The following is a 22,703-nucleotide window of genomic DNA, read 5'->3' as shown; positions in this document are numbered from 1 at the left end:
CGCGCCATGACTCGTGAGTCTTCGCTTCTCAACGAGGAGCACACCGGACAGTTGAAGAAAGCGGCCCTCAGCACATGGGGTGTCGTCTTCCTCGTGATCTCGGCCGCTGCGCCACTCAGCGTCCTCGCGGGGATCGGACCCTTGGCGGTGCTGATCGGCGGGGTGTCGGCGCCGATCGTCTACGCCGTCGCCGGGATCGTGCTCGCCGTCTTCGCGGTCGGGTTCCTGTTCATGGCGAGAAACCTCAAGCCGATGGGTGGCTTCTACACGTACATCTCGGTGGGCCTCGGCAGGGTGGTCGGACTCGCCGCGGGCTTCCTTGCCTGGATTTCCTACAACCTCCTTCAGATCGGCCTGTGGGGACTGTTCGGAATCATGGCGCAGGGCATGTTCGCCACCGTCTTCGGCCTGGACGTGACGTGGTGGGTCCTCGCGGTGGCCGGCGCGGTCCTCGTCTTCGGTCTGGCCGGCGTCGGTGTCGACGTGGGCGCCAAGGTGCTGGGCGTCCTGCTGATCCTCGAGACGGTGCTCCTGGTGATCCTTGCCGCGTCGATCCTGACCCAACGCGCCGGACAGCTCGAGTTCGGGACGTTCGCGCCGGAGAACGTCTTCACGCCGAGCATGTTCGCGATCCTCGGGTTCGGCTTCGCCGCATTCATGGGCTTCGAGTCGACCGTCCTCTACCGCAGCGAAACCCGCACCCCCGATCGTTCGATCCCGCGGGCGACATACATCGCCGTCGCGTTCCTGGCGATCTTCTACACGGCCACCCTGTGGTTGGTGATCCAGGCCTTCGGCGACAGCGAGGTGCAGGGAGTGATCGCCCAGGACCCGGCGGCCTTCTTCTTCACCGCGATGGGCGCGTACGTCGGCGATTGGGGTGTGTCAGTGATGTTCGTGCTGATCGTGTCCAGCATCTTCGCCGGCCAGCTCGCCTTCCACAACGCGATCAACCGATACAGCTTCGCGTTGTCGCGCGACGGGATCCTTCCCGCGATCTTCAACAGGACCAACCGGATGGGCGCACCCTGGGTCGCCGGTGTGATCCAGAGCGTCGTGGCCGTCATCGTTGTGATCGCCTTCGGCGTCGCCGGCCTCGATCCGCTTACACAGCTGGTCATCCTCGTGAACTCGCCGGGCGTTTACGGCATCATCACGCTGCAGCTCCTCGCCTCGGTGTCGGTCCTGATCTTCATCGTGCGCAACAGGCAGCTCGCGCGTCGGTGGTACGTGCTGCCGGCGGCCATCATCTCGCTCGTCGCGATGGCCGTGCTCCTCGTCGTCCTGGTGATCACCATCGATTACCTGACGGCCGCCGGCCCGGCGATCAACGCGGTCATCCTCGCCGTCGTTCCCGCAGTCCTGCTGTTCGGCGCCGTCTACGCGCTCATCCTTCGTGCTCGTCGGCCCGAGGTGTTCGCGCGGATCGGCGGCGCCGCTCCCGAATCGGTCGACGTCGAGAGAGGAGAGCGCCGATGAGTCCCGAACTCGTCGCGGACCTCGTGCTCCTCGCAGGCACGGTCGTCACGATGACATCGGACTCCACGACGGCAGACGATGCCGAAGGCATCGCCGTCGTCTCGGGTGAGGTGGTGGCGATCGGAAGCCGGGCTGCTCTGCAGAGCTGGATCGGCGAGACGACCCGCGTGCTCGACCTTCCCGAGGCAGTGCTCCTGCCGGGATTCGTCGACAGTCACATCCACCCGGTGTTCGGCATCGAGCTGACACGCGGAGCGGATCTCAGCCGGTGCCGCACGCTCGCCGATGTCGAATCGGTGCTTCGCGCGGAGGTCGCCGGGCTGGCCGCCGAGGACTGGCTGCTCGGCTGGGGCCTCGACCCCAATGTGTTCGGGGAAGAGCCCGTCTCCCACGTGATCCTGAACGCCGTGGCAGGAGAGAGGCCGGCATTCATCCGCTTCTTCGATGCCCATGCCGCCCTGGCGTCCGATGCGGCGCTCGCGCTCGGAGGGGTCACGGGGACCGAGGAGTTCACCGACGGCTCGCGTGTGGTGACCGACGAACGCGGCCATCCCACGGGGTACCTCCTCGAACTTCAGGCGATCAACCTCGTGGAGGCCGTTCTCCCGTCGTTGAGCTTCGATCACCGCGTCGAAGCGCTCTACGATGTGCTCCTGCAGATGGCGCGCGCAGGCTTCACCTCCGGGCAGGTGCAGGATCTCGCCCCGGATGCGATCGAGCTGCTGCAGGCGATCGAGGCGACGCGCGACCTGCCGATCCGGCTGCGCATGTCTCCCTGGTACGTGCCGGGCGCTCCGCTCGAAGAGGTGGCACGGTTGGCCGAACTGCAGGGCACTCGCGGCCGGCACTGGGTCGTGGAGGGCGTCAAGCTCATGATCGACGGCACCATCGACAACGGAACAGCCTGGCTGCACGAACCCGACTGCCTGGGTGAGTCCACCGCCTCGCTCTGGCTCGACCCCGAACAGTACCGCCGTGCGCTCACCGAGCTGGACCGGCGCGGAATCCCGACCACGACACACGCGATCGGGGATGCGGGGATCGACTTCGTCGTACGCGCGATCGACAGTCTGACGGGACACGCGGTGACCCACCGGATCGAGCACATCGAGACGATGACGGATGCCGCGCTCGAGGTCTTCACGTCGTCGAAGGCGACCGCGAGCATGCAGCCCACGCACTGCACGCTCTTCACCAAAGCAGATGAGAGCGACAATTGGTCGCGACGGTTGGGCCATGCACGCACAGCGAGAGGATTCCGCACCCGCGATCTGGTCGGTGCCGGAATACCCCTCGCTCTCGGTTCGGATTGGCCCGTCGCGCCGAGTGACGCGGTGGGCATCCTCGCTGACGCGCAACTGCGGCGCCCGCACGATGATCCCGATGCGCAGCCGATCAATCCTGATCAGGCACTCACTGCGATGGACGCGCTGCGCGGGTTGACGGTGGAGCCGTACCGCACGATCGGTCGAACGGGCGGCGACCTGCATGTCGGCGCGATCGCCGACATCACGGTTCTCGATCGTGACCCTCGGGCGGTGAGTCCCGAGAGCCTGGGCGCCGCCGAGGTCCTGCTCACCGTCGTCGACGGTCGCGTCGTGATCGACGTCGGAGCCTACTCCCTCACGGAAGAGCGCGGTCGTTGAGGCCCGAGACGAACGAACGGCGAGAGAGATGACCAGCGACGAGAGCAGTCCAGGATTCGACTTCTTCGAGGCGGGGGAGTTGCCGACACCCATCGTGTCGACGGCTCTGGCGGAGCGATGGGCGGATGAGGCCTTCGGCCTCGTGGCGGATGCCGTCGACCTCGGCAGCCAGCAGGATGCGAACTTCCTGCTCATGAGCAGGTCTGGCGGCGGTGATCATCCGGAGCGAGACCCGGTCGCCGTGATGAAGATCTCCAACAGTGCCTTCGGCGCCGACACGGTCGATGATCAGGATCGCGCTGCGCAGTGGGTGGCTGATTCCCCCGCGGGTCTGCGGGCGCCGACGCGGATAGGTGGCCTCGCATTCCTGGAAGCGCCGAGCGGTACTCATTCCGTGCGGCTCATCCGCTACCTCGAAGGAGGAACGCTGCACGGCAGTGACCATCTGTCTCCCCGGGCCGTGGCAGAGATGGGACGGGTTTCCGGGGAGGTGAGCGCCGCGCTGGCGAGCCTTCCGACCGCGCCGGCGGAACGAACCCTGCAGTGGGATCTGCGTCAGGGACCACGAGTGGTCGAGTTCCTTGCCGACCACATCGCGGATGTCGAGTTGCGCGAGCGGTTGGTGGAGGTCGCCCGCGCTGAGGCCGCCCGTGTCGAGCGGGTGGCGGCGTCGCTTCCGGTACAGGTCGTTCACGGCGATCTGACGGACGACAACCTGATGCGCTCGGCTTCGCACGACGACGAGAGGCTCCTGGACGGTGTCATCGACTTCGGCGATCTGATGCTCTCCTGGCGGGTCGCCGAGCTCGCTGTGACGATCTCGTCGATCTTGCATCACGATGGCGCTTCCGCTCTGACCGTCCTGCCGGCGGTCCAGGCGTTCCATCGGATCAGCCCTCTGAGCGTTCACGAGGTGGAAGCGCTCTGGCCGCTCGTCGTTATCCGCGGGGCCGTGCTGGTGACGAGCGGACATCAACAGGTCGGCACGGACGAATCCAACGACTATGCCAGAGATGGCCTCTTGCGTGAGCAGCTCATCTTCGACCGTGCCTCGGCCGTCCCCACGTCGGTGATGACCGAGATCATCGCTCAGCACCTCGGGCTCCGGTCGCCCGGTTCCGGGGTGACGGTCACGGCGTCGCGGCTGTTCGAAACAGCTCGCACTGTTGCTCAGCTCGATCTCAGCGTCGGAAGCCGCGTCCTCGACGAAGGCGCATGGATGACGGACGCGAGCGCTCGGCGTGCCGTCGTCGGAGCTGTCGACGCTCTCTTCGAGGAAGGGTATGACACCGTCATCGCGCAGTTCGGTGCGATCGACGCCACCCGAAGCCGCCCGCTCTCCGCTGAACCGGCGGCCACCTGGCGGACAGGCACGGACCTCTGGGCGTCGAGCGATGTCGGGCTCATCGCGCCGTGGTCAGGTGAGGTGTCCGCCACGGCGACCGGGATCGTGTTGACCGGTGAGACCGCGACCCTCTGGATCGATGCAGACGGAGACGTGGCGGGCGGCGTTGCCGCATCTTCGAGGGTGACGGCCGGAGCACCGTTCGCGAAACTGCGCCCGGGGGTGTGCCACCGGCTGACCGTCGCGGCGTCAGACTTCGACGCGGAGATCCCCGCGGCTGTTCTGCCGGACTATGCCGCGGGATGGAAGCCGTACCTTGGCGACCCTGCAGCGGCGTTCCGGCTTCTCGGCGTCGCCCAGGAGAAGACGCACGACGACAGCAACGATGTCGATCTCCTGTCCCGCCGTGAGGCCGTGCTGGCGGATGTGCAGGAGCACTACTACACCCGCCCTCCGCGGATCGATCGCGGGTGGAAGCACCACCTCATCGCTGACGACGGCCGGGTCTTCCTCGACATCGTCAACAATGTCACCGTGCTCGGGCATAGCCACCCCAGGGTCGCGCGAGCGATCGCCGATCAATGGAAGAAGTTCAACTCCAACTCCCGGTTCCACTACGCATCGATCGTCTCGCTCGCCGAGAAGCTGACCGCTCTGCTCCCGGAGAGCCTCGACACCGTGTTCCTGGTCAACTCGGGATCGGAGGCGGTCGAACTCGCTCTGCGTCTCGCACGCGTGCACACCGCGCGCGACGATCTGCTGGCGGTGCGGGAGAGCTACCACGGCTGGACCTACCTCGCCGATGCGGTGTCGACATCCAGCGCGGACAACCCGCGTGCACTGGAGTCGAGGCCTGATTGGGTGCACACGCTCGACGTGCCGAACGCCTTCCGCGGGCGCCACCGGGGTGACGAGGCGCGTCTTTACGCAGACGACGCGGCAGCCGTGGTTCGCGAGCTCGTCGCCTCGGGCAGGCCGCCGGCGGCGTTCATCTGCGAGCCGGTCTATGGCAGCGCGGGTGGCGTGACGCTTCCCGCGGGCTATCTGGAGACCGTGTACGCCGCAGTGCGGCGGGCCGGCGGGCTGACGATCGCAGACGAGGTGCAGGTCGGGCTGGGGCGGCTGGGCAGTTGGCTCTGGGGATTCCAACAGCAAGGCGTCGTCCCCGATCTGGTCACGATCGCCAAGTCGTTCGGCGACGGGCACCCGCTGGGGGCTGTGGTCACGACCAAAGCCATCGCCGCGAGTTACGCGGCCGAGGGATACTTCTTCTCGTCGACCGGCGGGAGCCCGGTCTCCAGCGTCGTCGGCTCGACGGTTCTCGACGTCATCGCCGAAGAGGATCTCGCCGGCAATGCGCGTCGGGTGGGGGCATATCTGAAGGCCCGGTTGCAGGAACTCGCGACCCGACATGAACTCATCGGAGCGGTGCACGGGGAGGGGCTGTATCTCGGCGTGGAGTTCGTGCGTGACCGCGTCACGCTCGAACCGGCCACCGCAGAGACGTCGGAGATCTGCGAGCGCCTTCTCGGGTGCGGGATCATCGTGCAGCCGACCGGGAACCTGATGAACGTGCTCAAGATCAAACCGCCGCTCAGCTTCGACGAAGCTGCGGCAGACTTCTTCGTCGACGCGCTGGATCGCGTAGTCGGCTGATCACGCTCTTCGCCCGCAGGTCTCAGCCGAAGGACGCTGGACCTGGTTTGCATCCCGATGTCGCCCGAAATCATCCGCTCCGGGAGGGTGTCAATCACGAAGGGGGCGACCCATATGGTGGCGCCCCCTTCGTGACCAGCAGATCTAGACCGTTTCGAGCACCCGCCGATCCGGGGCGGTCGTGTCCTGACCCTCGTCCGCGGCATCCAGGGCATGGCCTTCGGTGTCGATTGTCGGGATAATGCGGTCAAGCCATTTCGGCATCCACCATGCGGCTTCTCCGAGAATGCTGAGCAACGCGGGCATGAGCACCAGCCGCACGATGAACGCGTCAGCCATCACACCGATCGTGAGTCCGAAGGCGATGGACGCGCCGATGGCGAAGGTGCCGGTCGCGAAGCCGCCGAAGACAACGGTCATGATCGTCGCAGCGGCGATGAGCACCGGCCCGGACCTGGCGAATCCCTCGCGGATCGCCAGCTGGGGATCCATCCCGCGGTCGTGCATCTCCTTGATCCGGGAGACCAGGAACACCTGATAGTCCATCGCGAGACCGAACAGCACTCCAACCAGCAGCAGAGGCAGCAAGCTCAGCATCGGGTCGCCCTGGGGCGCCGCGATCAGCGGGTCGAGCCACCCCCACTGGAAGACAGCAGTGCTCGCGCCGAATGACGCACCGACCGAGAGCAGGTAGCCGAGGGTGGCGATCAGCGGGATGAGCACGGAGCGGAACAACACGATGAGCAGCAGCAGCGAGATCACGACGATGACAAGGATGTACTTGATCAGGGCGCTCATGAGGGCGGCGTCTTGATCGATGCCGATGGCTGCTTCCCCTGTCGCCTCGACATGGACTCCGGAGATCGCGGTGGCATCCGCTCGGATGTCGTGCACGATGTCTTTCGTCTGCTGATCGATCGGTCCGCCCTCGGGGAACACGATGATCCTCGCTGCCGTCCCTGACTTCGAGATCTCGGCGGGAAGGACCTGCTGCACCCCGTCGATTTCTCCCAGCTCGGATTCGATGGCGGCCGTCTTATCGGCGACGTTCGAGCCCTCGGCGAGCACGATGATCGGGCTCTGTACGCCGCCGAACTCGTCGACGATCAGGTTGTACGCGGTGCGTTCGGTCGAGGACGGGTCGGACCCCCCAGGGATATTGAAGGCCGTCTTCATGCTGAGCATCGGGAGAGCAACGATCACGAGCACGGTGACGCCCGCGAGCATGGCGATGATCGGCCGTTTTACGACAACGCTGCCCCATCCGCGAAGGATGCCGCGCTTCTGCGCGGTGCCTTCGACCCAGAGGTGTCCGGCGAGCAGCTGCCGGCGCTGCTTCTTCGAGAGGGCGCGGGTGCCCATCGTGCGCAGGAGAGCGGGGAGAAGCGTCAGCGACAGCAGCACGGCGACGAGAACCGCGGCGGCGGCGGCGAATCCCATTTCGGTGATGAAGCTGAGGTTCGCGACAAGGAGGGCGACGAGCGCCACGATGACGGTCAGGCCGGCGAACACGACGGCAGTTCCCGCAGTGCCGGTCGCCCGAGCGACGGAATCCTCCACGCTCTTGCCTGATCTGAGTTCCGTTCGAAAGCGGGAGAGGATGAAGAGCGTGTAGTCGATTCCCACGGCCAGCCCCAGCATCGAGGCGAGGATGATCGCGTTGTCTCCGATGGGGAACAGGGAGCCATAGGTGACGACACCGACCACGGTGACTCCGACTCCGAAGACCGCGACGAGCAGGTTGACGCCTGCGGCGACCAGCGATCCGAAGGTCAGGATCAGCACGAGGAGGGCGATGGCGACACCGACCCCCTCACCGATCCCGGGGGCAGGCGCTCCGAGCGGGACGAGGTTGCCGCCGAGCTCGACACCCAGGCGGTTCGGGGCGGAGCTCTGCAGCTTCAGAGCTGCCGCGTAGTCTGAAACCTGCTGCTTCTCGTTGAGGTCGCCGTATGTGATCGTCGCGACCGCGATGCTCTTGTCCTTCGAGATGTACGGGCTCGTCGGATCGAATGGATTGCTGACGGACTCCACCCCGGGGAGCGATTTCGCCTCGTCCAACTGTGATTCGATCTCGGTGATCGTCCCCGGGGCGGTGACGTCGCCGCTGGTCGGTTGGAACACGAGTTGCAGGGTGGCTCCAGGCGCGCTTCCTGTGGACGGGAACTCCTTGTTCATCCGGTCGAGCGCCTGAGATGCAGCGGAGTCCGGGACGGACGGCGAGGCCTTATCGGCAGCGCCGTTCTGGGAGCCGATGACGAGTGTGCCGACGAGGCAGGTGAAGATCAGGAGCCAGGCTCCGATGACGATCAGTCGGTGTCGGGCACTGAACCGCCCGACGCGGGCAAGAAATGTTGACATGGTGACTCCTTCGAGCAGGGAAAGATCCGATACTCGATGGTCCTGTGTTCGGTCGAGCGGCGAATCGTCCTGCCGAAGCGACACGTGTACTGCAGGTGCAGTACACGTGGGTCAGTTGACCAGCCCGGCTTGATACGCGAATGCGACGAGCTGCGCGCGATCGCGCGCTCCGACTTTCGTCATGGCCCGGTTCGCGTGGGTCTTGACGGTGAACGGGGAGACGAACGTGCGGGCCGCGATCTCGCTGTTGTCGAGGCCGGCTGCCGCAGCGATCACCACTTCGCGCTCACGCGGGGTGAGGAGTTCGAAGCGCTTGGCGAGTTCGATGTCGACGATGACCGACTTCTCCACACCGACATGCTCGATGAGCGCGGCCGCGGCCGCGGCGGACAGTGCTCCGCCGCCGGCCGCGACTTCCTCGATGCCGGCCACCAGTTCATCCGGCCCGACCGCCTTGCTCAAGAAGCCGTTGGCGCCGGCGCGCAGAGCGGCGATGACCGTCTCGTCCTGCTCGAAGGTGGTGAGGATGATGATCCGGGTGCGATCGGCCGGCACGGTCTGGCGGATGCGCCGGGTCGCCTCGACGCCGTCGATGCCGGGCATCCGAATGTCCATGAGGACGACGTCAGCGGCATGGCTCTCGAGATATGCGACGGCCTGGAGGCCGTCTCCGAGTGCGTCGACCACGACGTATCCAGGTTGCGCGTCGAGGATCGTGCGGAGCCCGACCCGGATCATCTCCTGATCATCGACGATGAGAATTCTGGTCATCGGAGCGTGCTCCCATCGGTCGCGAGCACCGCGTGGACGTGGAAGCGGTCGCCGTCCCGTGCAGCCGTCAGCGTTCCGCCAGCCGAGGCGACGCGTTCGCGCATTCCGACGAGACCGTAACCGCTGCCGGTCGGCTCCGCGCCGAGCCGATCGGCGACCGCGTTGGTCAGGTCGATGGTTACGCGGTGGTCGGCGACGGCGAGACGCAGTGTCGCCGTGCCGGTACCGTGCCGCTGCGCGTTGGTGAGCCCCTCCTGCACGATGCGATACGCGGTCAGATCGACGCCCGGATCCACTTCGTCGTCTCCCGAGTCGATCGTCGCTTCGATGCGGAGACCCATGGCCTGACGGGTTGCCACGAGATCGCTGATGCGGCCGATTCCGGGTGATGGCTCCTGCGCATCCGCTTCCGCGTTTCCCGCCCGCAGCACGTCAAGGATCCTCTGCGATTCCAGCAGCACGGCCTTGACCGACGATCGCGCCGCGTCGAGGTCGGCGCGGATCGCGGGGTCCTTCCTCGTGGCCACTTCGATGGCGCCGAGCTGCATGCTCAGGACCGCGACCTGGTGCCCGACGATGTCATGGAGATCGCGAGCGATCCGCAGGCGCTCTTCCGCGACGCGACGCTCGGCCTCGATCTCCCGGGTGGCGATGGCGTCATCGGCGCGCTGCTCGAGCGACTCCCAGAAGCGCTGGTGCAGCGCGAGTGCCGTGCCGAAGGTTGCTCCGGCCACGACGGCGGTGACCGCGGCGAGAGAATCAATCGATGCCCAGTGTCCCGTCTTCAGCACTTCTGCCAGGTAGACGGCGACGGCCGCGACGGCCGCGAGCGGGAGTGGTCGCAGCCCGCGGATGGTGACGACGACCAGCGCGAACACGACGATGGTCCACTCGGCGATGGGCAGCCAGCCGACCGCTGCGGTCGCGAGTGTGCCCGCCGCTGCCACCAGGACTCCGGATCGAGGCAGCCGTCGTGACGCCAGGCCGCCCGCGAGGGTGGCCGCGATCGTCACGAGCGCCAGGGAAGGCCCGTTCCTGAGGAGAACGAGGGTCAGATCCGTGGCTCCGGCCGCCAGCATCGCTACCGTCATGGTCACCAGTACCGGTCGGGCGTTCCGGAACCAGATGGGCGGGCGGCGGCGCATCGGAGTCGGCGTGGTGGAGGGCGGGGCCATGATCATGAGTCTGCCCCGCCGGAGGCGCTAGTGCTAGTTGCGCCCCAGCGTCCCACAGCTGCCGAACGCCGTCAGAGGGAGAGGACGAGCGCATCATGTGCTCTTGTCGTGCGGCCACCCGGTATAGGCCTCGGCGAGGAACGTGCGTCCGGCTTCGGACTCGACGACGGATCGCAACTCGCCGACCTGGCGGCGCTGATCGAAGGCGCTCGCATCGGATGCCGTGTGCAGCATGCTCGTCATCCACCAGGAGAAGTGCTGCGCTTTCCAGATGCGCTTCAGCGCGGTCTCGGCAAAGGCGTCGATGAGGCGCGTGTCGTTCTCGAGGAACAGCGCGCGAAGCGCGCGGTCGAGCAGCACCACGTCGGCGACGGCGAGGTTCATCCCCTTGGCGCCGGTGGGCGGGACCGTGTGCGCGGCATCGCCGACGAGCACGGCGCGCCCGTGCCGCAGCTCGTGTGCGACGAAGCTGCGGAAGCGCAGCACGTCCCGCTGCACGACCGGACCCGTGGCGAGCGCGGTGCCGGGCACGCGCGCTTGCAAGGCGTCCCAGATCTCCGCCTCGGAGAGCGCGTTCGGGTCGGCATCCGGATCGCACTGGAAGTACATGCGCTGGATGGTCGCGCTGCGCTGGCTGATCAGGGCGAAGCCGTCGGGGGAGTTGCTGTAGATGAGCTCGTCCGAGCTGGGCGTAGCCTCGCACAGGATGCCGAACCACGCGAACGGGTACTCGCGGAAGTAGCCTCCGGTCGGGGAACCGGTGACGGCGGGCCGCACGACACTCCGCGAACCGTCGGCGCCGACCACGAACTCCGTCTCGATGAGCAGCTCTTCGCCGTTGTCGGTCGTGGCAGTGACCCACGGGTGATCGGTCTCGACGTCGCCGACGCCGGTGACCTCGGTCTCGAACCGCAGATCCTGCCCTGCGGCCAGACGCGCGGCGATCAGATCTTTGAGCACCTCGTGCTGTGGATACAGCCAGACGCTCCGGCCGACGAGCGCCGGAAAGTCGATGCGGTGACCTTCACCGTCGAGTCGCAGTTCGATGCCGTCATGGCGGTTGCCGACCGTGAGCACGCGATCGCTCGCGCCCGTCTCGCTCAACACGCGCACGGTCTCCTGCTCGAGAATTCCGGCGCGGATCGTGGACTCGATCTCGGCCCGGCTGCGGCGGTCGAGCACGATCGACTCGATGCCCGCTTCGGCGAGCAGGTGAGACAGGAGCAGGCCTGCGGGGCCGGCGCCGACGATGGCGATTCGGGTGCGGACGGTGCGGCGCATGGCGTCTCCTTCGACGAACGTGTCGTAGTCAGTGTCAGCGCTCCGCGCGCGTGGTGGCGCGATTCTCCCGTTCAATGAGATTCCGTGTCAGCGCCGACCGCTGAGCGCCCGCTCGATGTCGCGCGCCGCGGCGATCAGCTCGCGCAGCGCCGGCTCGATCGCATCGTCGCGGCGGAGCACCACGGACAGCGCCGCGGCGACGTTGCCCGTCTCGTCGTGCACGGGCACGGCCACTCCGGTCGATACCGCCTCGATGTAGCCGGGGGCGCTCGCGTGCCCGATCGCCCGCACCTCGGCGAGTTTGCGACGAAGATCGGCGGGGTCGGTGATCGTCTCCGACGAGACGGCCGAGAGGGGCCCCGCCAGGATCCGCTCCTGCAGCGCACGGTCGGCATAGGCGAGCAGCACGAGACCCGACGACGACGCATGCAGGGGGAGGCGTCCGGCGACCTTCGTCACGTTCGACCCCGAATCCGGGCTGCTGAGCCGCTCGAGGAAGAGCGCCTCGTCCTGCTCCAGGATGGCGAGTTGCGTGTGCTCGCGCACCCGCGCCTGCACGCGCTCCATGAACGGCAGCGCCACCTGCCGCAACCGCAGCGCTTGCGAGGAACGGGTGGCGAGCTCCCAGAGGCGCATGCCGATGCGGATGCGCCGGTCGCCGTCGCGTTCCAGCATCCCGGCGTCCACTAGTTCGCCGACGATGCGGTGCGCCGACGAGGAGGGAAGGCCCGCCCGGCGCCCGATGTCGGCGGCCGACTGGACGGTGCGCGCGGGGGTGAAGGTCTCGAGTACGCGGATGAGCCGCTCGGTGACCGAGTCGCCGGAGGAGGAGTTGGCCATGCGCCGATCCTGCCACAGGTGCCGGTGGGAACTTCCATTGATCGGGTATCGCTGCTCTAACCGGGGAGAAGAGGGCAACGCGTGCTCCCGCCCCGATTCGGGACGTCGCGCGGTATCCGTCCTTCAGGGCGCGTCTGACCAGAGCGCCCGCACCGGGTGGACCGCCGCCGCTAATGCGCTCTCCTCGCTCAGCGGAGCCATGTACGTGTGGTCGCCTACCGATCTCACCACACGAAGTTGCCATCGACGATGGTGAGAACTCCGTCGCAGAAGGTCAGGTGGATGTTTGATGCGTCGTAGAGCACTTCCACCCCTTGCGTGGGGTCTTGGCGCACAATGAGAAGATCTGCCTGCTTGCCGACCTCGATCGAGCCGATGATGTTGGACATTCCGAGCGCTTCCGATGCAGTTGAAGTCGCTGCGACGATCGCCTGGTCAGGAGTCATGCCGTGCTCGACGAGCGCCATGAGCTCCAGCGCGCTGTACTCCCCATACGGCGTGAGCGGCTCGAAGACCGTATCGGACCCTAGCGCGATCTTGACTCCCCCCGCCTGCGCACGCTGAAAGCTCTCGATAGCTTGATCACGGTAGCGCTCCGCGTCCGCGACATCGGGACGGTGGTAGTGGTCTCGGTAAAGGAACGCGTCCGGGCGAGACTTCGTTTGATTCCCGTCGCCGGGCGGCGCGAAGTCGCGGTGCCAGTTCACGATGAGTTGCAGCGTCGGGACCAGGATCGTGCCTGTGGTCGCCATGAGGGAGACAAGATCGTCGTCCAGGTCCTCACCGTGCTCGATAGTGTCGACACCTGCCTCGATCGCCATCCTGATCGCAGTGGCGTTCTCGGCGTGGCACATCACCACCGTGCCCTTCTGCCGATGGGCTTCGTCCACCGCAGCTCGCATCTCCTCGGGCGAATAGTGCACATCGCCGTTCCTGTCGTGGGGCCAGTTGTCGCCGCCGCTCGCGAAGATCTTGATGGCGTCGGCACCCTCGCGGAGGAGTCGGCGCACCGCAAGCACCACTCCGTCCTCCCCATCGGCGACGATCCCGAACACCCCGTGCGTATCGACATAGTCCGGCGCGTATTGGTGCAGATCGGCGTGACCTCCGGTACGCGTAAGGCCCGGCCCGCAAGCCACGACCTTCGGTCCCGGGAGCTCCCCCTCAGAGAAGACGCGCTTGAGGTAGAGCCCGTTCCACGAGACATCCCGCACAGAGGTGAACCCGCGCTTGAGGACCGCCTGTGCCTGATAAACCGACCGGATCGCCTTGACCAGCATCGGCTCAACAACGACGCCCATCTCCTGATCATCCATGTCGGCTCGACCGCCTGCGAGATGAATGTGCGCGTCGATGAGACCGGGCATGCACCACATGCCCTGCAGATCGTGCTCGATCACACCGTCGCGCCTCACGTAGCTGTCGCGACGCGCGATCTCGCTGATGCGGCCGTTCGTGACGATGAGGACGGCATCGTGCACTGTCGGCGATCCGAGTCCGTCGACAATCGACACCCCGATCAATGCATGGCTGTTGGAGCGCTTTTCATTCATCTTGGCTCTCTCAATCCGTTACTAGCGCCGAACAAGCGGACCACGTCTCGATCCGCTTCACGATGTTGCTGCAGAACGATCGAAGACTCGGCGACCGTCTACCCAGGTCGATGTGACGACTGCGGATGCGATCTCGTCGGCAGGTGCGGCGAACGGGTCGCGACCAAGAGTTTCATGGTCTGCTCAGGTCTCGTCGAAGCCGTACGCATTGAGGCCGGTCGTCATGCTCTATCCAAACGATAACAATTGATTTTGTCAACTATTGTTCTAGCCTATTATTCGAGAGGGGTTCTCCTGTGGTTTCGATCGCCCTCAGGGTTTCCTCGATCGTCGCCTCGTCCCACAGGGCCAGGAAGGCATCGGCGAGAGGTCTCTCGAGGCCGAGAAGTGCTCGGACCCGCAAGATCACGGCCAGCGACGACGTGCTTCCGGTGTCGCGTGCGAACTTGGTGAAGCCTTGACCGACGGCGCGGCGCCAGGCCCCGCTTGCGGCCTTCACGGCTGCGTAGTTGGCTCCCCCCGCGAGCGGCCTCAGCACGGATGTCGATGAAACGATGGCCGTGCGCCCAGCGTTGGACAGTCGGAGATCTTCATCGAAGGCCTGGTGGGCGAGGCTGAACGTCTCGTCCTCGTCGGAAAGATCGACCCGCTCTGTCAACCCGCCAGGAATGGAGTCACCCACTCGTTGGAGCTTGATGTCATCGTTACCCACGACGACGACGCGTGCGCCTGCGTCGATCGACGCAGGCGCGACGATCGAGCCGGCCTCGCTCGTTCCGCCGGCGATCACGATGAGGTGCCCGCGCACCGCCGGGCTCTGAGGCTGGGGCATCGCATCAGTCTGCCGGTTCAGGTGTCGACGTGCGGACGCGAGGTTGGTGTGCGGCACTTCGGCTCCGGCGGTCCCATACGGACGACAGCGCCGTTGTAGCCTCGACCCATGCCCTCTTCCGACACCCCGTGGGAACCTCTGTCGACGCAGCGCATAGCGGAGATGCTGGCGGGTGTTGACACGCGCTGGTGGTTGTCGGGCGGCATGGCCCTCGACCGATGGCTGGGGCGCAGCATCCGTCCTCGCTTGAACGCCGACGTGAGTGTGCTGGCGTCCGGGCTGGGTTCGATCGCCGCCAGCCTGCCCGAGAAGTTCAGCGCGTGGTCCGCATCCGACGATCGGCTGCTACGTCTCGGCGAGGGGGTGGATGCTGAAGACCCGCACCCGGTGCTGGTCCACGATGACCAGCAAGGAGTCTGGGTGCTGCAGCTGAACGTCGAGGACGGCGCGTCCCGCGCCTGGGTCTACAAGCGCGACCCGCGACTCCAGCTTCCCTGGGAACGCGCGGTGCTCGATATCGACGGCATCCCGACCGGTGCCCCGGAAATGCAGCTCGTCTGGAAGGCGCTCCGCCCTCGGCCAGAGGACGACGTCGACAAGGATGCCGTGGTCGCCGCGCTCTCCGACGATGCCCGTGCCTGGTACGAGCGGGCGATCCTGACGATCCACCCGCATTCGAGCTGGTCGATCCACGTCCGCAGCCCCTTCGCTCCTGGCAAGGCCAGCTGGAACCGCAAGAAGATCTAGTTGGCGCGACTCGTCCGGTATTCGCCGGCCGCGACGGCATCCAGCACCACCGAACGGAACCACTTCTGGGCCGCCGAGAGGCCGGCCTCTCGGCGGGTGTACAACGACACCGGTGTGCTCTGCCCGGGCCAGGGGAGCTCGGCGATCCGGAGTCCGGGGAACCATCCGCCGAACACCTCGGCCACGTGCCGGGGAAGCAGCACGACGAGGTCGGTCGCCTCCAGTACGGCCGGCACGGTCGCGTACTCCTCGACAGTCAGCGCGACCTGCCCCATCAGTCCATGTTCGGTCAGGGCCTGGAGGGGGAACACATGACCTGCGCGCGCCGAGACGCGCACGAAACGTCGTCCGGCGAACATGTCGGGTCCGGTCGCCGGAAGCGGATGCTGACCCGAGGACAGCGCCACGTACTCGACCGCGCGCACGTGCGTGCGCCACAGCCGCGGGCTGCCGATCATCGACACGGTCATCGCGAGGTCGATTGTGCCGCGGATCAGTCCGTCTTCGACCTGATCGGAATCCAACCGCGCCACCTGCAGGTGCGGGCTCGAGCCCGCACCTGCGAGAGCCGCCATGATCGGCGGGAGGAACGTCTGTTCTCCGATCGAGGTGAGTCCGAGTGACAGCTCGCCGCTGAATCCCGCCGGCTCGAAGGCGTCGGGATCGCTCACCGTCTGATCTATCTGAGCCAGTGCCTCGTGCAGAGGGCCGAAGAGCTGCGTCGCCTTCGCCGTCGGGACCATGTCGTTTCCTTCACGGCGGAAGAGCACGTCGTCGAACTTCTCGCGCAGGCGGCGCAGCGTGTAGCTGACGGTCGGCTGCGTGACGTGCAGCCGTTCCGCTGCCGCCGTCACGCTCCGCAGTTCGTAGAGCACGACGAACGTGCGCAACTGGTTCAGATCCGCGAGTGTCACCCATCGATCCCATCTATGCGGGGCGGCTCCTACATCTATTCGACTATATACAGCGCCCGCCCTAGAGTCGGGATCGGACAGCATCCGAGTGACAAGGACGACACGCGTTGATCATCGACATCCACGGCCACTACACGACGGCGCCGGCGCAGCTCGGTGCCTGGCGTGATCTGCAGATCGCCTTCGCGGAGGGTGCGGGCGAAGCACCGGATCCGGCGGCGCTGCGCATCAGCGACGACGACATCCGCGAGACGATCGAAGCCAACCAGCTCAGGCTCATGGACGAGCGCGGCAGCGACATCACGGTCTTCAGCCCTCGTGCGTCCTTCATGGCCCACCACATCGGCGACCGCGAGGTCAGTGAGGCCTGGGCACGCATCTGCAACGACCTCGTCGCACGGGTGAGCGGGCTGTTCCCCGACCGGTTTCTCCCGGGTGCCATGCTGCCGCAGTCGCCCGGCGTCGATCCGGCCACGACGGTCGCCGAGCTGACCAGGGCCGTCGAAGAGCTCGGCGCGGTCACGGTGAACCTGAACCCCGACCCGTCGGGCGGGCGGTGGTCCGCTCCCGCACTCACGGACCGCTCCTGGTACCCGATCTACGAGAAGCTCGTCGAGTACGAGATCCCCGCGATGGTGCACGTCAGTACGACCTGCCGGCCCGATGTCTTCCACACCACCGGCGATCACTACCTGGGCGCCGACACCACCGCGTTCATGCAGCTGCTCAAGGGCGACCTGTTCACGGACTTCCCCGATCTCAAACTCGTCATCCCGCACGGCGGCGGCGCGGTGCCGTACCACTGGGGGCGGTTCCGCGGTCTCGCCATGGCGCTCGGCAAGCCCGAACTCGAAGAGCATCTGCTGGGCAACGTGTTCTTCGACACCTGCGTGTACCACCAGCCCGGCATCGACCTGCTGACCCAGGTCATTCCGACCGACAACATCCTTTTCGCCAGTGAGATGATCGGCGCGGTCCGCGACATCGATTCGCGCACCGGCCACTATTTCGACGACACCAAGCGCTACGTCGACGCCACCGCGAACCTGTCGGATGCCGCCCGCGCGCAGGTCTTCGAGGGGAACGCGCGCCGCGTCTATCCACGACTCGACCGCGCCCTGACAGCCCGCGGACTCTGAAGGAGAACCACGCCATGCGACTGAACGACCTCGGCATCGTCCGCACGAATATCGAGCGCCCCGACCCCGACGACGTCGCCCGCCTCGCGCAGTTCGGCGTGGCCACGATCCACGAGGCGATGGGCCGGGTCGGCCTCATGCGCCCCTACATCCGTCCGGTCTACCACGGAGCAAAACTGTGCGGTCCCGCGGTGACCGTACTGCTGCAGCCCGGCGACAACTGGATGTTCCATGTCGCGGCCGAGCAGGTCCAGGCCGGCGACGTCATCATCGCCGGCTGCACCACCGAGAGCGAGGACGGATTCTTCGGCGAGCTGCTCGCCACCTCGCTCACCGCGCGAGGCTGCAAAGGCCTCGTGATCGACGGCGGCGTCCGCGATGTGGCTGACTTGGAGAAGATGGGCTTTCCGGTCTTCTCCCGCGCCATCAACTCGAAGGGCACGGTCAAGGCGACCCTCGGCTCGGTGAACGTGCCGGTCGTCGCCGCGAACGCGCTCGTCAACCCGGGCGATGTCGTGGTGGCCGATGTGGACGGCGTCGTCGTCGTGCCGCGCCATCTCGTGCGCGACGTAGCGGACGCGAGCCAGAAGCGAGAGGACGCCGAGGAGGCCAAACGGCAGAAGTTCCGCGACGGCGTGCTCGGTCTCGACCTCTACGGCATGCGTGAACCGCTGGCCGCGGCGGGCCTGGAATACGTGGAGGACTGAGCATGGCCCACGGCGACACCACCGGCGGTTTCACGAAGAGCGAAGGCTGGCTCGACTGGTACGACGGCCCGACGACTCCGACCTTCCGTCTGCCTGCCGGCGCGGTCGACGCGCACTGCCACGTATTCGGCCCCGGCGCAGAATTCCCCTATGCCGCGGAGCGGAAGTACACGCCCTGCGATGCCTCGGCGGATCAGCTCTTCGCCCTGCGCGACCATCTGGGTTTCGATCGCAACGTGATCGTGCAGGCGACCTGCCATGGCGCCGATAACAGCGCCCTGGTCGACGCGCTCCGCCGCAGCGACGGCCGGGCGCGCGGAGTCGCGACCGTACGCCGAGATGTCACCGACGAAGAGCTCGCCGAGCTCCACGCCGCGGGTGTGCGCGGTGTGCGCTTCAATTTCGTCAAACGCCTGGTCGACAGAGTGCCGACCGATTCGCTCGATGAGATCGTGGCGAAGGTCTCCCCGCTCGGGTGGCATGTGGTCATCTACTTCGAGGCGGTAGACCTCCCGGAGCTGTACGACTTCTTCTCCGGCATCCCGACAGACGTCGTCGTCGACCACATGGGCCGACCCGACGTGACCAAGGATCCGGACGGCCCGGAGTTCGCGCTGTTCCTGCGGTTCCTGCGCGAGAACCCGAACGTGTGGACCAAGGTCTCGTGCCCCGAGCGGCTCAGCGCGACCGGTCCGCGAGCACTCGACGGCGAGCAGCACGCCTATGCCGACGTCGTGCCGTTCGCCCGCCGCGTGGTCGAGGAGTTCCCCGACCGCGTGCTGTGGGGCACGGACTGGCCCCACCCCAACCTGAAGGGCCACATGCCCGACGACGGGCTGCTGGTCGATTACATCCCGCAGATTGCGACGAGAACGGACCTGCAGCAGAGGCTGCTCGTCGACAATCCCCGTCGCCTGTACTGGGCGGACTCAGACACCACCGAAGGAGAATGACGATGTCACTCGACAAGCCGTACAGAGACATTCCCGGCACCACCATCTACGACGCCGACCAGGCCCGCAAGGGGTACCACCTCAACCAGTTCGCGATGTCGCTGATGACACCCGAGAATCGTGCGCGCTTCCTCGCCGACGAGGGGGTCTATCTCGACGAATGGCCGCTGAATCCGGTGCAGCGGCAGGCCGTGCTCGACATGGATCTCAACGCAATGATCGGCGAGGGCGGCAACATCTACTTCCTGGCCAAGATCGGGGCGACGCACGGCTTGAGCTTCCAGCAGATGGCAGGCTCCATGACGGGCATGTCAGAGGCGGCCTATCGCGACATGATGGTCGGCGGCGGTCGCAACCCCCAGGGGGCACGCCTGAAGGATCTCGACGGCTGGACGCCGCCGAGCACCGAGAAGGCGACGACGATGCGTCCGGATGCGCCGGCGAAGTTCACGTCGGCCGTGTTCACCTCGCACGTGCCGGCGATCGGCGCGGCGATGGATCTCGGCAAGACCGAGGAGCCGTACTGGAGGAAGGTGTTCGACGGGTATCAGTGGACCCGCAGGTGGGCGAAGGAGAACACTCCGGACGTCGTCATCCTCGTCTACAACGACCATGCGACGGCGTTCGATGCCTCGATCATCCCCACGTTCGTTCTCGGTACCGGAGCCCACTACCCGGTCGCCGACGAGGGCTACGGTCCGCGCCCGGTGCCGGACGTGAAGGGCTACCCCGAGTTCGCAGCCCACCTCGCCCAGTCGATCATCCAGGACGACTTCGACCTCACGCTCGTCAATGAGATGGTCGTCGATCACGGTCTGACGGTGCCGCTTTCGCTCGTCTACGGCGAGCTCGGACAGGACGAGGAGTGGCCGGTCAAGGTCATCCCGCTCGCCGTCAACGTCGTGCAGTACCCGGTGCCGTCCGGTCGCCGCTGCTACGAGCTCGGCAAAGCGCTGCGCCGCGCGATCGACAAGTGGGACGGCCCCGCGCTGAACGTGCAGATCTGGGGCACCGGCGGCATGAGCCATCAGCTGCAGGGTCCGCGCGCCGGCCTCATCAACAAGGAATGGGATAACGCCTTCCTCGACCACCTCATCGCCGACCCGCTGGGCCTCACCGAATGGCAGCACATGGAGTACGTCGACGAGGCGGGCTCCGAGGGCATCGAACTCGTCGACTGGCTGATCGCCCGCGGTGCCATGGACGACCAGTTCGGCGGGGGAGCGCCCGAGGTCGACCACCGGTTCTACCACGTGCCCGCCTCGAACACCGCGGTGGGCCACCTGGTGGTCAGCAACGAGGTCGCTCCGCACCTCGCGGCGAACACGTCGGCGAACGCGTCCGCGAATCAGGAACTCGAAGAGGCGACGGCATGAGCGGTCGGACGCGCGTCGCGGTCGTCGGTGCCGCCGGCGCCTTCGGCATGAAGCATCTCGACGGCCTCGCGAACATCGAGGACGCCGAGGTGACGGTCGTCAGCGCGACCTCGCGGGAGAAGGCGGATGCTGTGGCCGCGGAGTACGGCGTCGCGCACGCCGTCGTCGGCCTCGACGCCGTGCTCGAACGCGACGACGTCGATGCGGTGATCCTCGCGACTCCGACCGGGCTGCACGCGGAGCAGACGCAGGCTGTGTTCGCGGCCGGCAAGCACGTGCAGGTCGAGATCCCGCTCGCCGATTCGGTGGCGGATGCCGAGGCGACGCTCGCAGCCGCAGAGGCATCCGACCGCATCGCGATGGTCGGCCACACCCGCCGCTTCAACCCCTCGCACCAGCTGGTGCACGAGCGGATCGCGGCGGGAGAATTCGCCGTGCAGCAGATGGACGTGCAGACCTACTTCTTCCGCCGGACGAACACCAACGCCAAGGGCGAGACGCGGTCCTGGACCGACCATCTGCTGTGGCACCACGCCGCCCACACCGTCGACCTGTTCGCCTACCAGGCAGGCAGGATCGTGCAGGCGAACGCCATCCAGGGACCGATCCACCCCGAGCTCGGCATCGCGATGGACATGTCCATCCAGCTGAAGAGCGAGACCGGCGCGATCTGCACGCTGTCGCTCTCGTTCAACAACGACGGTCCGTTCGGCACATTCTTCCGCTATATCGGCGACACCGGCACGTATGTCGCGCGCTACGACGACCTCTTCGACGGCACGGACGAGCAGATCGACGTGTCGCACGTCGCCGCCAGCATGAACGGCATCGAGCTGCAGGACCGCGAGTTCATCTCCGCGATCCGTGAGGGTCGCGAGCCAAACTCCTCGCTGCGCCAGGTGATCGACTGCTATCGCGTGCTCGGGCAGTTGCAGGAGCAACTCTCGTGAAGCTGCCGCACATCGGACTCGGCTGCATGTCGCTGAGCCATGCGTACGGCGTGCCGCCGTCCGACGAAGATGCCCTGACGATGCTCCGCACGGCGCTCGATGACGGCGTGCAGATGCTCGACACCGCCACGCTGTACGGCGGAGGCCGCAACGAGGAACTCGTCGGCCGCGCCATCCGCGGGCGCCGCGACGAGGTCGTGCTCGCGAGCAAAGGCGGCATGGCGATGGTCAACGGGCGCAAGACCATCGATGGGCGCCCCGAGACACTCCGATTGCAGGTAGATGCGTCGCTTCGCCGCCTCGGCGTGGATCACATAGACCTCTACTACCTGCACCGCTGGGACACGACGGTCCCGATCGGCGAGAGCGTCGGGGCTCTCGCCGAGCTTGTCGCCGCCGGCAAGATCGGTGCCGTAGGCCTCTCCGAGATCTCAGTCGCGCGCTTGCGCGAGGCGCTGGCCGTCGCGCCGATCGCTGCGGTCCAGAACGAATACTCGTTGTGGAGCCGTAATCCTGAGCTAGGGATCCTGCAGGCGACAGCGATCCTCGGCGTCGCGCTCGTCTCCTTCGCGCCACTGGGACGCGGCTTCCTCAGCGATTCGATCGCCGATCCCACGCAGCTCGCCGAGAAGGACATCCGTCGGGCGATGCCGAGGTTCCAGGCGGAGCACTGGACCACCAACGCCGCACTTCTGCCGGAGTGGCGCGCGCTCGCAGCGGAAGCCGCATGCACGCCGGCGCAGCTCGCGCTGAGCTGGCTGCTCTCCCGCGGCCCTCACGTGGTGCCGATTCCTGGAACCACGAGCAGTCAGCACCACCGCGAGAACCTGGCCGTGACGTCTCTTGCCGTCGACGCGGGTCTGCTACGCCGAGCGGGCGAGCTCATCGACACCGCATCGGTCTCGGGCCCTCGGTACAGTCCGACTCAGAGCGCCGAGGTGGACGCGGAGTCCTTCGGGAGCTTGGAGTGAGAGGCAT

At 66.7% G+C, this 22,703-nt stretch carries 18 protein-coding genes; 10 read left to right on the top strand and 8 right to left on the bottom strand.

Going from position 1 to position 22,703, the window contains the following annotated elements; translation table 11 throughout:
- Window positions 1-6: 6 nt before the first annotated feature.
- The 3 genes from V5D55_RS02470 to V5D55_RS02460 are packed head-to-tail and all read left to right on the top strand — an operon-like array spanning window position 7 to window position 6,126.
- On the top strand, window positions 7-1,479 hold the full coding sequence (locus V5D55_RS02470) for an APC family permease (protein WP_435747314.1): 1,473 nt from the start codon (window positions 7-9) through the stop codon (window positions 1,477-1,479).
- Window positions 1,476-3,125: an amidohydrolase gene (locus V5D55_RS02465; RefSeq protein ID WP_435747312.1), complete on the top strand. Its 1,650-nt coding sequence runs from the start codon at window positions 1,476-1,478 to the stop codon at window positions 3,123-3,125. The genes V5D55_RS02470 and V5D55_RS02465 overlap by 4 nt, the downstream gene beginning before the upstream one ends.
- 28 nt (window positions 3,126-3,153) lie before the next feature.
- Window positions 3,154-6,126, top strand: a complete 2,973-nt coding sequence (locus V5D55_RS02460; protein WP_435747310.1) for an aminotransferase — start codon at window positions 3,154-3,156, stop codon at window positions 6,124-6,126.
- A 144-nt stretch (window positions 6,127-6,270) separates the two neighbouring features.
- On the opposite strand, the gene V5D55_RS02455 is transcribed toward V5D55_RS02460, so the two are convergent.
- The 7 genes from V5D55_RS02455 to V5D55_RS02425 form a co-directional block, all read right to left on the bottom strand.
- Complete coding sequence (locus V5D55_RS02455; RefSeq protein ID WP_435747308.1) at window positions 6,271-8,487, bottom strand: MMPL family transporter; 2,217 nt, start codon at window positions 8,485-8,487, stop codon at window positions 6,271-6,273.
- Between the two features lie 111 nt (window positions 8,488-8,598).
- Window positions 8,599-9,258, bottom strand: coding sequence for a response regulator transcription factor (locus V5D55_RS02450; RefSeq protein ID WP_435747306.1), 660 nt, complete (start codon window positions 9,256-9,258; stop codon window positions 8,599-8,601).
- Window positions 9,255-10,433 carry a sensor histidine kinase gene (locus tag V5D55_RS02445; protein ID WP_435747304.1) on the bottom strand — a complete coding sequence of 393 codons (1,179 nt, stop codon included), beginning with the start codon at window positions 10,431-10,433 and terminating at the stop codon, window positions 9,255-9,257. Before V5D55_RS02445 ends, V5D55_RS02450 begins: the two co-directional genes overlap by 4 nt.
- Before the next feature lie 93 nt (window positions 10,434-10,526).
- Window positions 10,527-11,714 (bottom strand): 4-hydroxybenzoate 3-monooxygenase, encoded by a 1,188-nt coding sequence (locus tag V5D55_RS02440; protein WP_435747302.1) that lies wholly within the window; start codon window positions 11,712-11,714, stop codon window positions 10,527-10,529.
- A gap of 87 nt (window positions 11,715-11,801) precedes the next feature.
- Complete coding sequence (locus tag V5D55_RS02435) at window positions 11,802-12,554, bottom strand: IclR family transcriptional regulator (RefSeq protein WP_435747300.1); 753 nt, start codon at window positions 12,552-12,554, stop codon at window positions 11,802-11,804.
- A 224-nt stretch (window positions 12,555-12,778) separates the two neighbouring features.
- Window positions 12,779-14,107 carry an amidohydrolase family protein gene (locus tag V5D55_RS02430; protein ID WP_435747298.1) on the bottom strand — a complete coding sequence of 443 codons (1,329 nt, stop codon included), beginning with the start codon at window positions 14,105-14,107 and terminating at the stop codon, window positions 12,779-12,781.
- Between the two features lie 259 nt (window positions 14,108-14,366).
- Window positions 14,367-14,939, bottom strand: a complete 573-nt coding sequence (locus V5D55_RS02425; RefSeq protein WP_435747296.1) for an alcohol dehydrogenase — start codon at window positions 14,937-14,939, stop codon at window positions 14,367-14,369.
- 108 nt (window positions 14,940-15,047) lie between these two features.
- Between V5D55_RS02425 and V5D55_RS02420 the strand changes: the two genes are divergently transcribed.
- Entirely contained in the window at window positions 15,048-15,686 is a 639-nt protein-coding gene (locus V5D55_RS02420; protein ID WP_435747294.1) for a hypothetical protein, read from the top strand.
- On the opposite strand, the gene V5D55_RS02415 is transcribed toward V5D55_RS02420, so the two are convergent.
- Window positions 15,683-16,600, bottom strand: coding sequence for a LysR family transcriptional regulator (locus V5D55_RS02415; protein ID WP_435747292.1), 918 nt, complete (start codon window positions 16,598-16,600; stop codon window positions 15,683-15,685). The genes V5D55_RS02420 and V5D55_RS02415 overlap by 4 nt on opposite strands.
- Window positions 16,601-16,707: 107 nt before the next feature.
- On the opposite strand from V5D55_RS02415, the gene V5D55_RS02410 reads away from it, so the two are divergent.
- The 6 genes from V5D55_RS02410 to V5D55_RS02385 are packed head-to-tail and all read left to right on the top strand — an operon-like array spanning window position 16,708 to window position 22,696.
- Window positions 16,708-17,739: an amidohydrolase family protein gene (locus tag V5D55_RS02410; protein WP_435747290.1), complete on the top strand. Its 1,032-nt coding sequence runs from the start codon at window positions 16,708-16,710 to the stop codon at window positions 17,737-17,739.
- Between the two features lie 14 nt (window positions 17,740-17,753).
- The gene (ligK, locus tag V5D55_RS02405) at window positions 17,754-18,446 is read left to right on the top strand and encodes a 4-carboxy-4-hydroxy-2-oxoadipate aldolase/oxaloacetate decarboxylase (RefSeq protein WP_435747288.1); all 693 of its coding nucleotides are present in this window, start codon (window positions 17,754-17,756) and stop codon (window positions 18,444-18,446) included.
- Window positions 18,447-18,448: 2 nt separating this feature from the next.
- Complete coding sequence (locus V5D55_RS02400) at window positions 18,449-19,399, top strand: amidohydrolase family protein (protein WP_435747286.1); 951 nt, start codon at window positions 18,449-18,451, stop codon at window positions 19,397-19,399.
- Between the two features lie 2 nt (window positions 19,400-19,401).
- Window positions 19,402-20,775: a protocatechuate 4,5-dioxygenase subunit alpha/beta gene (locus tag V5D55_RS02395; protein WP_435747284.1), complete on the top strand. Its 1,374-nt coding sequence runs from the start codon at window positions 19,402-19,404 to the stop codon at window positions 20,773-20,775.
- Window positions 20,772-21,725 (top strand): Gfo/Idh/MocA family oxidoreductase, encoded by a 954-nt coding sequence (locus V5D55_RS02390; protein WP_435747282.1) that lies wholly within the window; start codon window positions 20,772-20,774, stop codon window positions 21,723-21,725. The genes V5D55_RS02395 and V5D55_RS02390 overlap by 4 nt, the downstream gene beginning before the upstream one ends.
- Window positions 21,722-22,696, top strand: coding sequence for an aldo/keto reductase (locus V5D55_RS02385; RefSeq protein ID WP_435747280.1), 975 nt, complete (start codon window positions 21,722-21,724; stop codon window positions 22,694-22,696). The genes V5D55_RS02390 and V5D55_RS02385 overlap by 4 nt, the downstream gene beginning before the upstream one ends.
- The last annotated feature ends 7 nt before the right edge of the window (window positions 22,697-22,703 follow it).

It is taken from the genome of Microbacterium sp. PMB16 (genome assembly GCF_051294855.1).
Classification (GTDB): Bacteria; Actinomycetota; Actinomycetes; order Actinomycetales; family Microbacteriaceae; genus Microbacterium.
The sequence above is the reverse complement of the archived record's forward strand: the minus strand, read 5'-3'. Positions and strand labels throughout refer to the sequence as shown.

Excerpts from the sequence above, each read along its gene's own strand:
- V5D55_RS02435 (WP_435747300.1), bottom strand. The coding sequence starts at position 12,554 with ATGGCCAACTCCTCCTCCGGCGACTCGGTCACCGAGCGGCTCATCCGC.
- V5D55_RS02390 (WP_435747282.1), top strand. The coding sequence starts at position 20,772 with ATGAGCGGTCGGACGCGCGTCGCGGTCGTCGGTGCCGCCGGCGCCTTC.
- V5D55_RS02450 (WP_435747306.1), bottom strand. The coding sequence starts at position 9,258 with ATGACCAGAATTCTCATCGTCGATGATCAGGAGATGATCCGGGTCGGG.
- V5D55_RS02425 (WP_435747296.1), bottom strand. The coding sequence starts at position 14,939 with ATGCCCCAGCCTCAGAGCCCGGCGGTGCGCGGGCACCTCATCGTGATC.
- V5D55_RS02395 (WP_435747284.1), top strand. The coding sequence starts at position 19,402 with ATGTCACTCGACAAGCCGTACAGAGACATTCCCGGCACCACCATCTAC.
- V5D55_RS02400 (WP_435747286.1), top strand. The coding sequence starts at position 18,449 with ATGGCCCACGGCGACACCACCGGCGGTTTCACGAAGAGCGAAGGCTGG.
- V5D55_RS02430 (WP_435747298.1), bottom strand. The coding sequence starts at position 14,107 with ATGAATGAAAAGCGCTCCAACAGCCATGCATTGATCGGGGTGTCGATT.
- V5D55_RS02440 (WP_435747302.1), bottom strand. The coding sequence starts at position 11,714 with ATGCGCCGCACCGTCCGCACCCGAATCGCCATCGTCGGCGCCGGCCCC.
- ligK (WP_435747288.1), top strand. The coding sequence starts at position 17,754 with ATGCGACTGAACGACCTCGGCATCGTCCGCACGAATATCGAGCGCCCC.
- V5D55_RS02455 (WP_435747308.1), bottom strand. The coding sequence starts at position 8,487 with ATGTCAACATTTCTTGCCCGCGTCGGGCGGTTCAGTGCCCGACACCGA.
- V5D55_RS02420 (WP_435747294.1), top strand. The coding sequence starts at position 15,048 with ATGCCCTCTTCCGACACCCCGTGGGAACCTCTGTCGACGCAGCGCATA.
- V5D55_RS02460 (WP_435747310.1), top strand. The coding sequence starts at position 3,154 with ATGACCAGCGACGAGAGCAGTCCAGGATTCGACTTCTTCGAGGCGGGG.
- V5D55_RS02465 (WP_435747312.1), top strand. The coding sequence starts at position 1,476 with ATGAGTCCCGAACTCGTCGCGGACCTCGTGCTCCTCGCAGGCACGGTC.
- V5D55_RS02470 (WP_435747314.1), top strand. The coding sequence starts at position 7 with ATGACTCGTGAGTCTTCGCTTCTCAACGAGGAGCACACCGGACAGTTG.
- V5D55_RS02445 (WP_435747304.1), bottom strand. The coding sequence starts at position 10,433 with ATGGCCCCGCCCTCCACCACGCCGACTCCGATGCGCCGCCGCCCGCCC.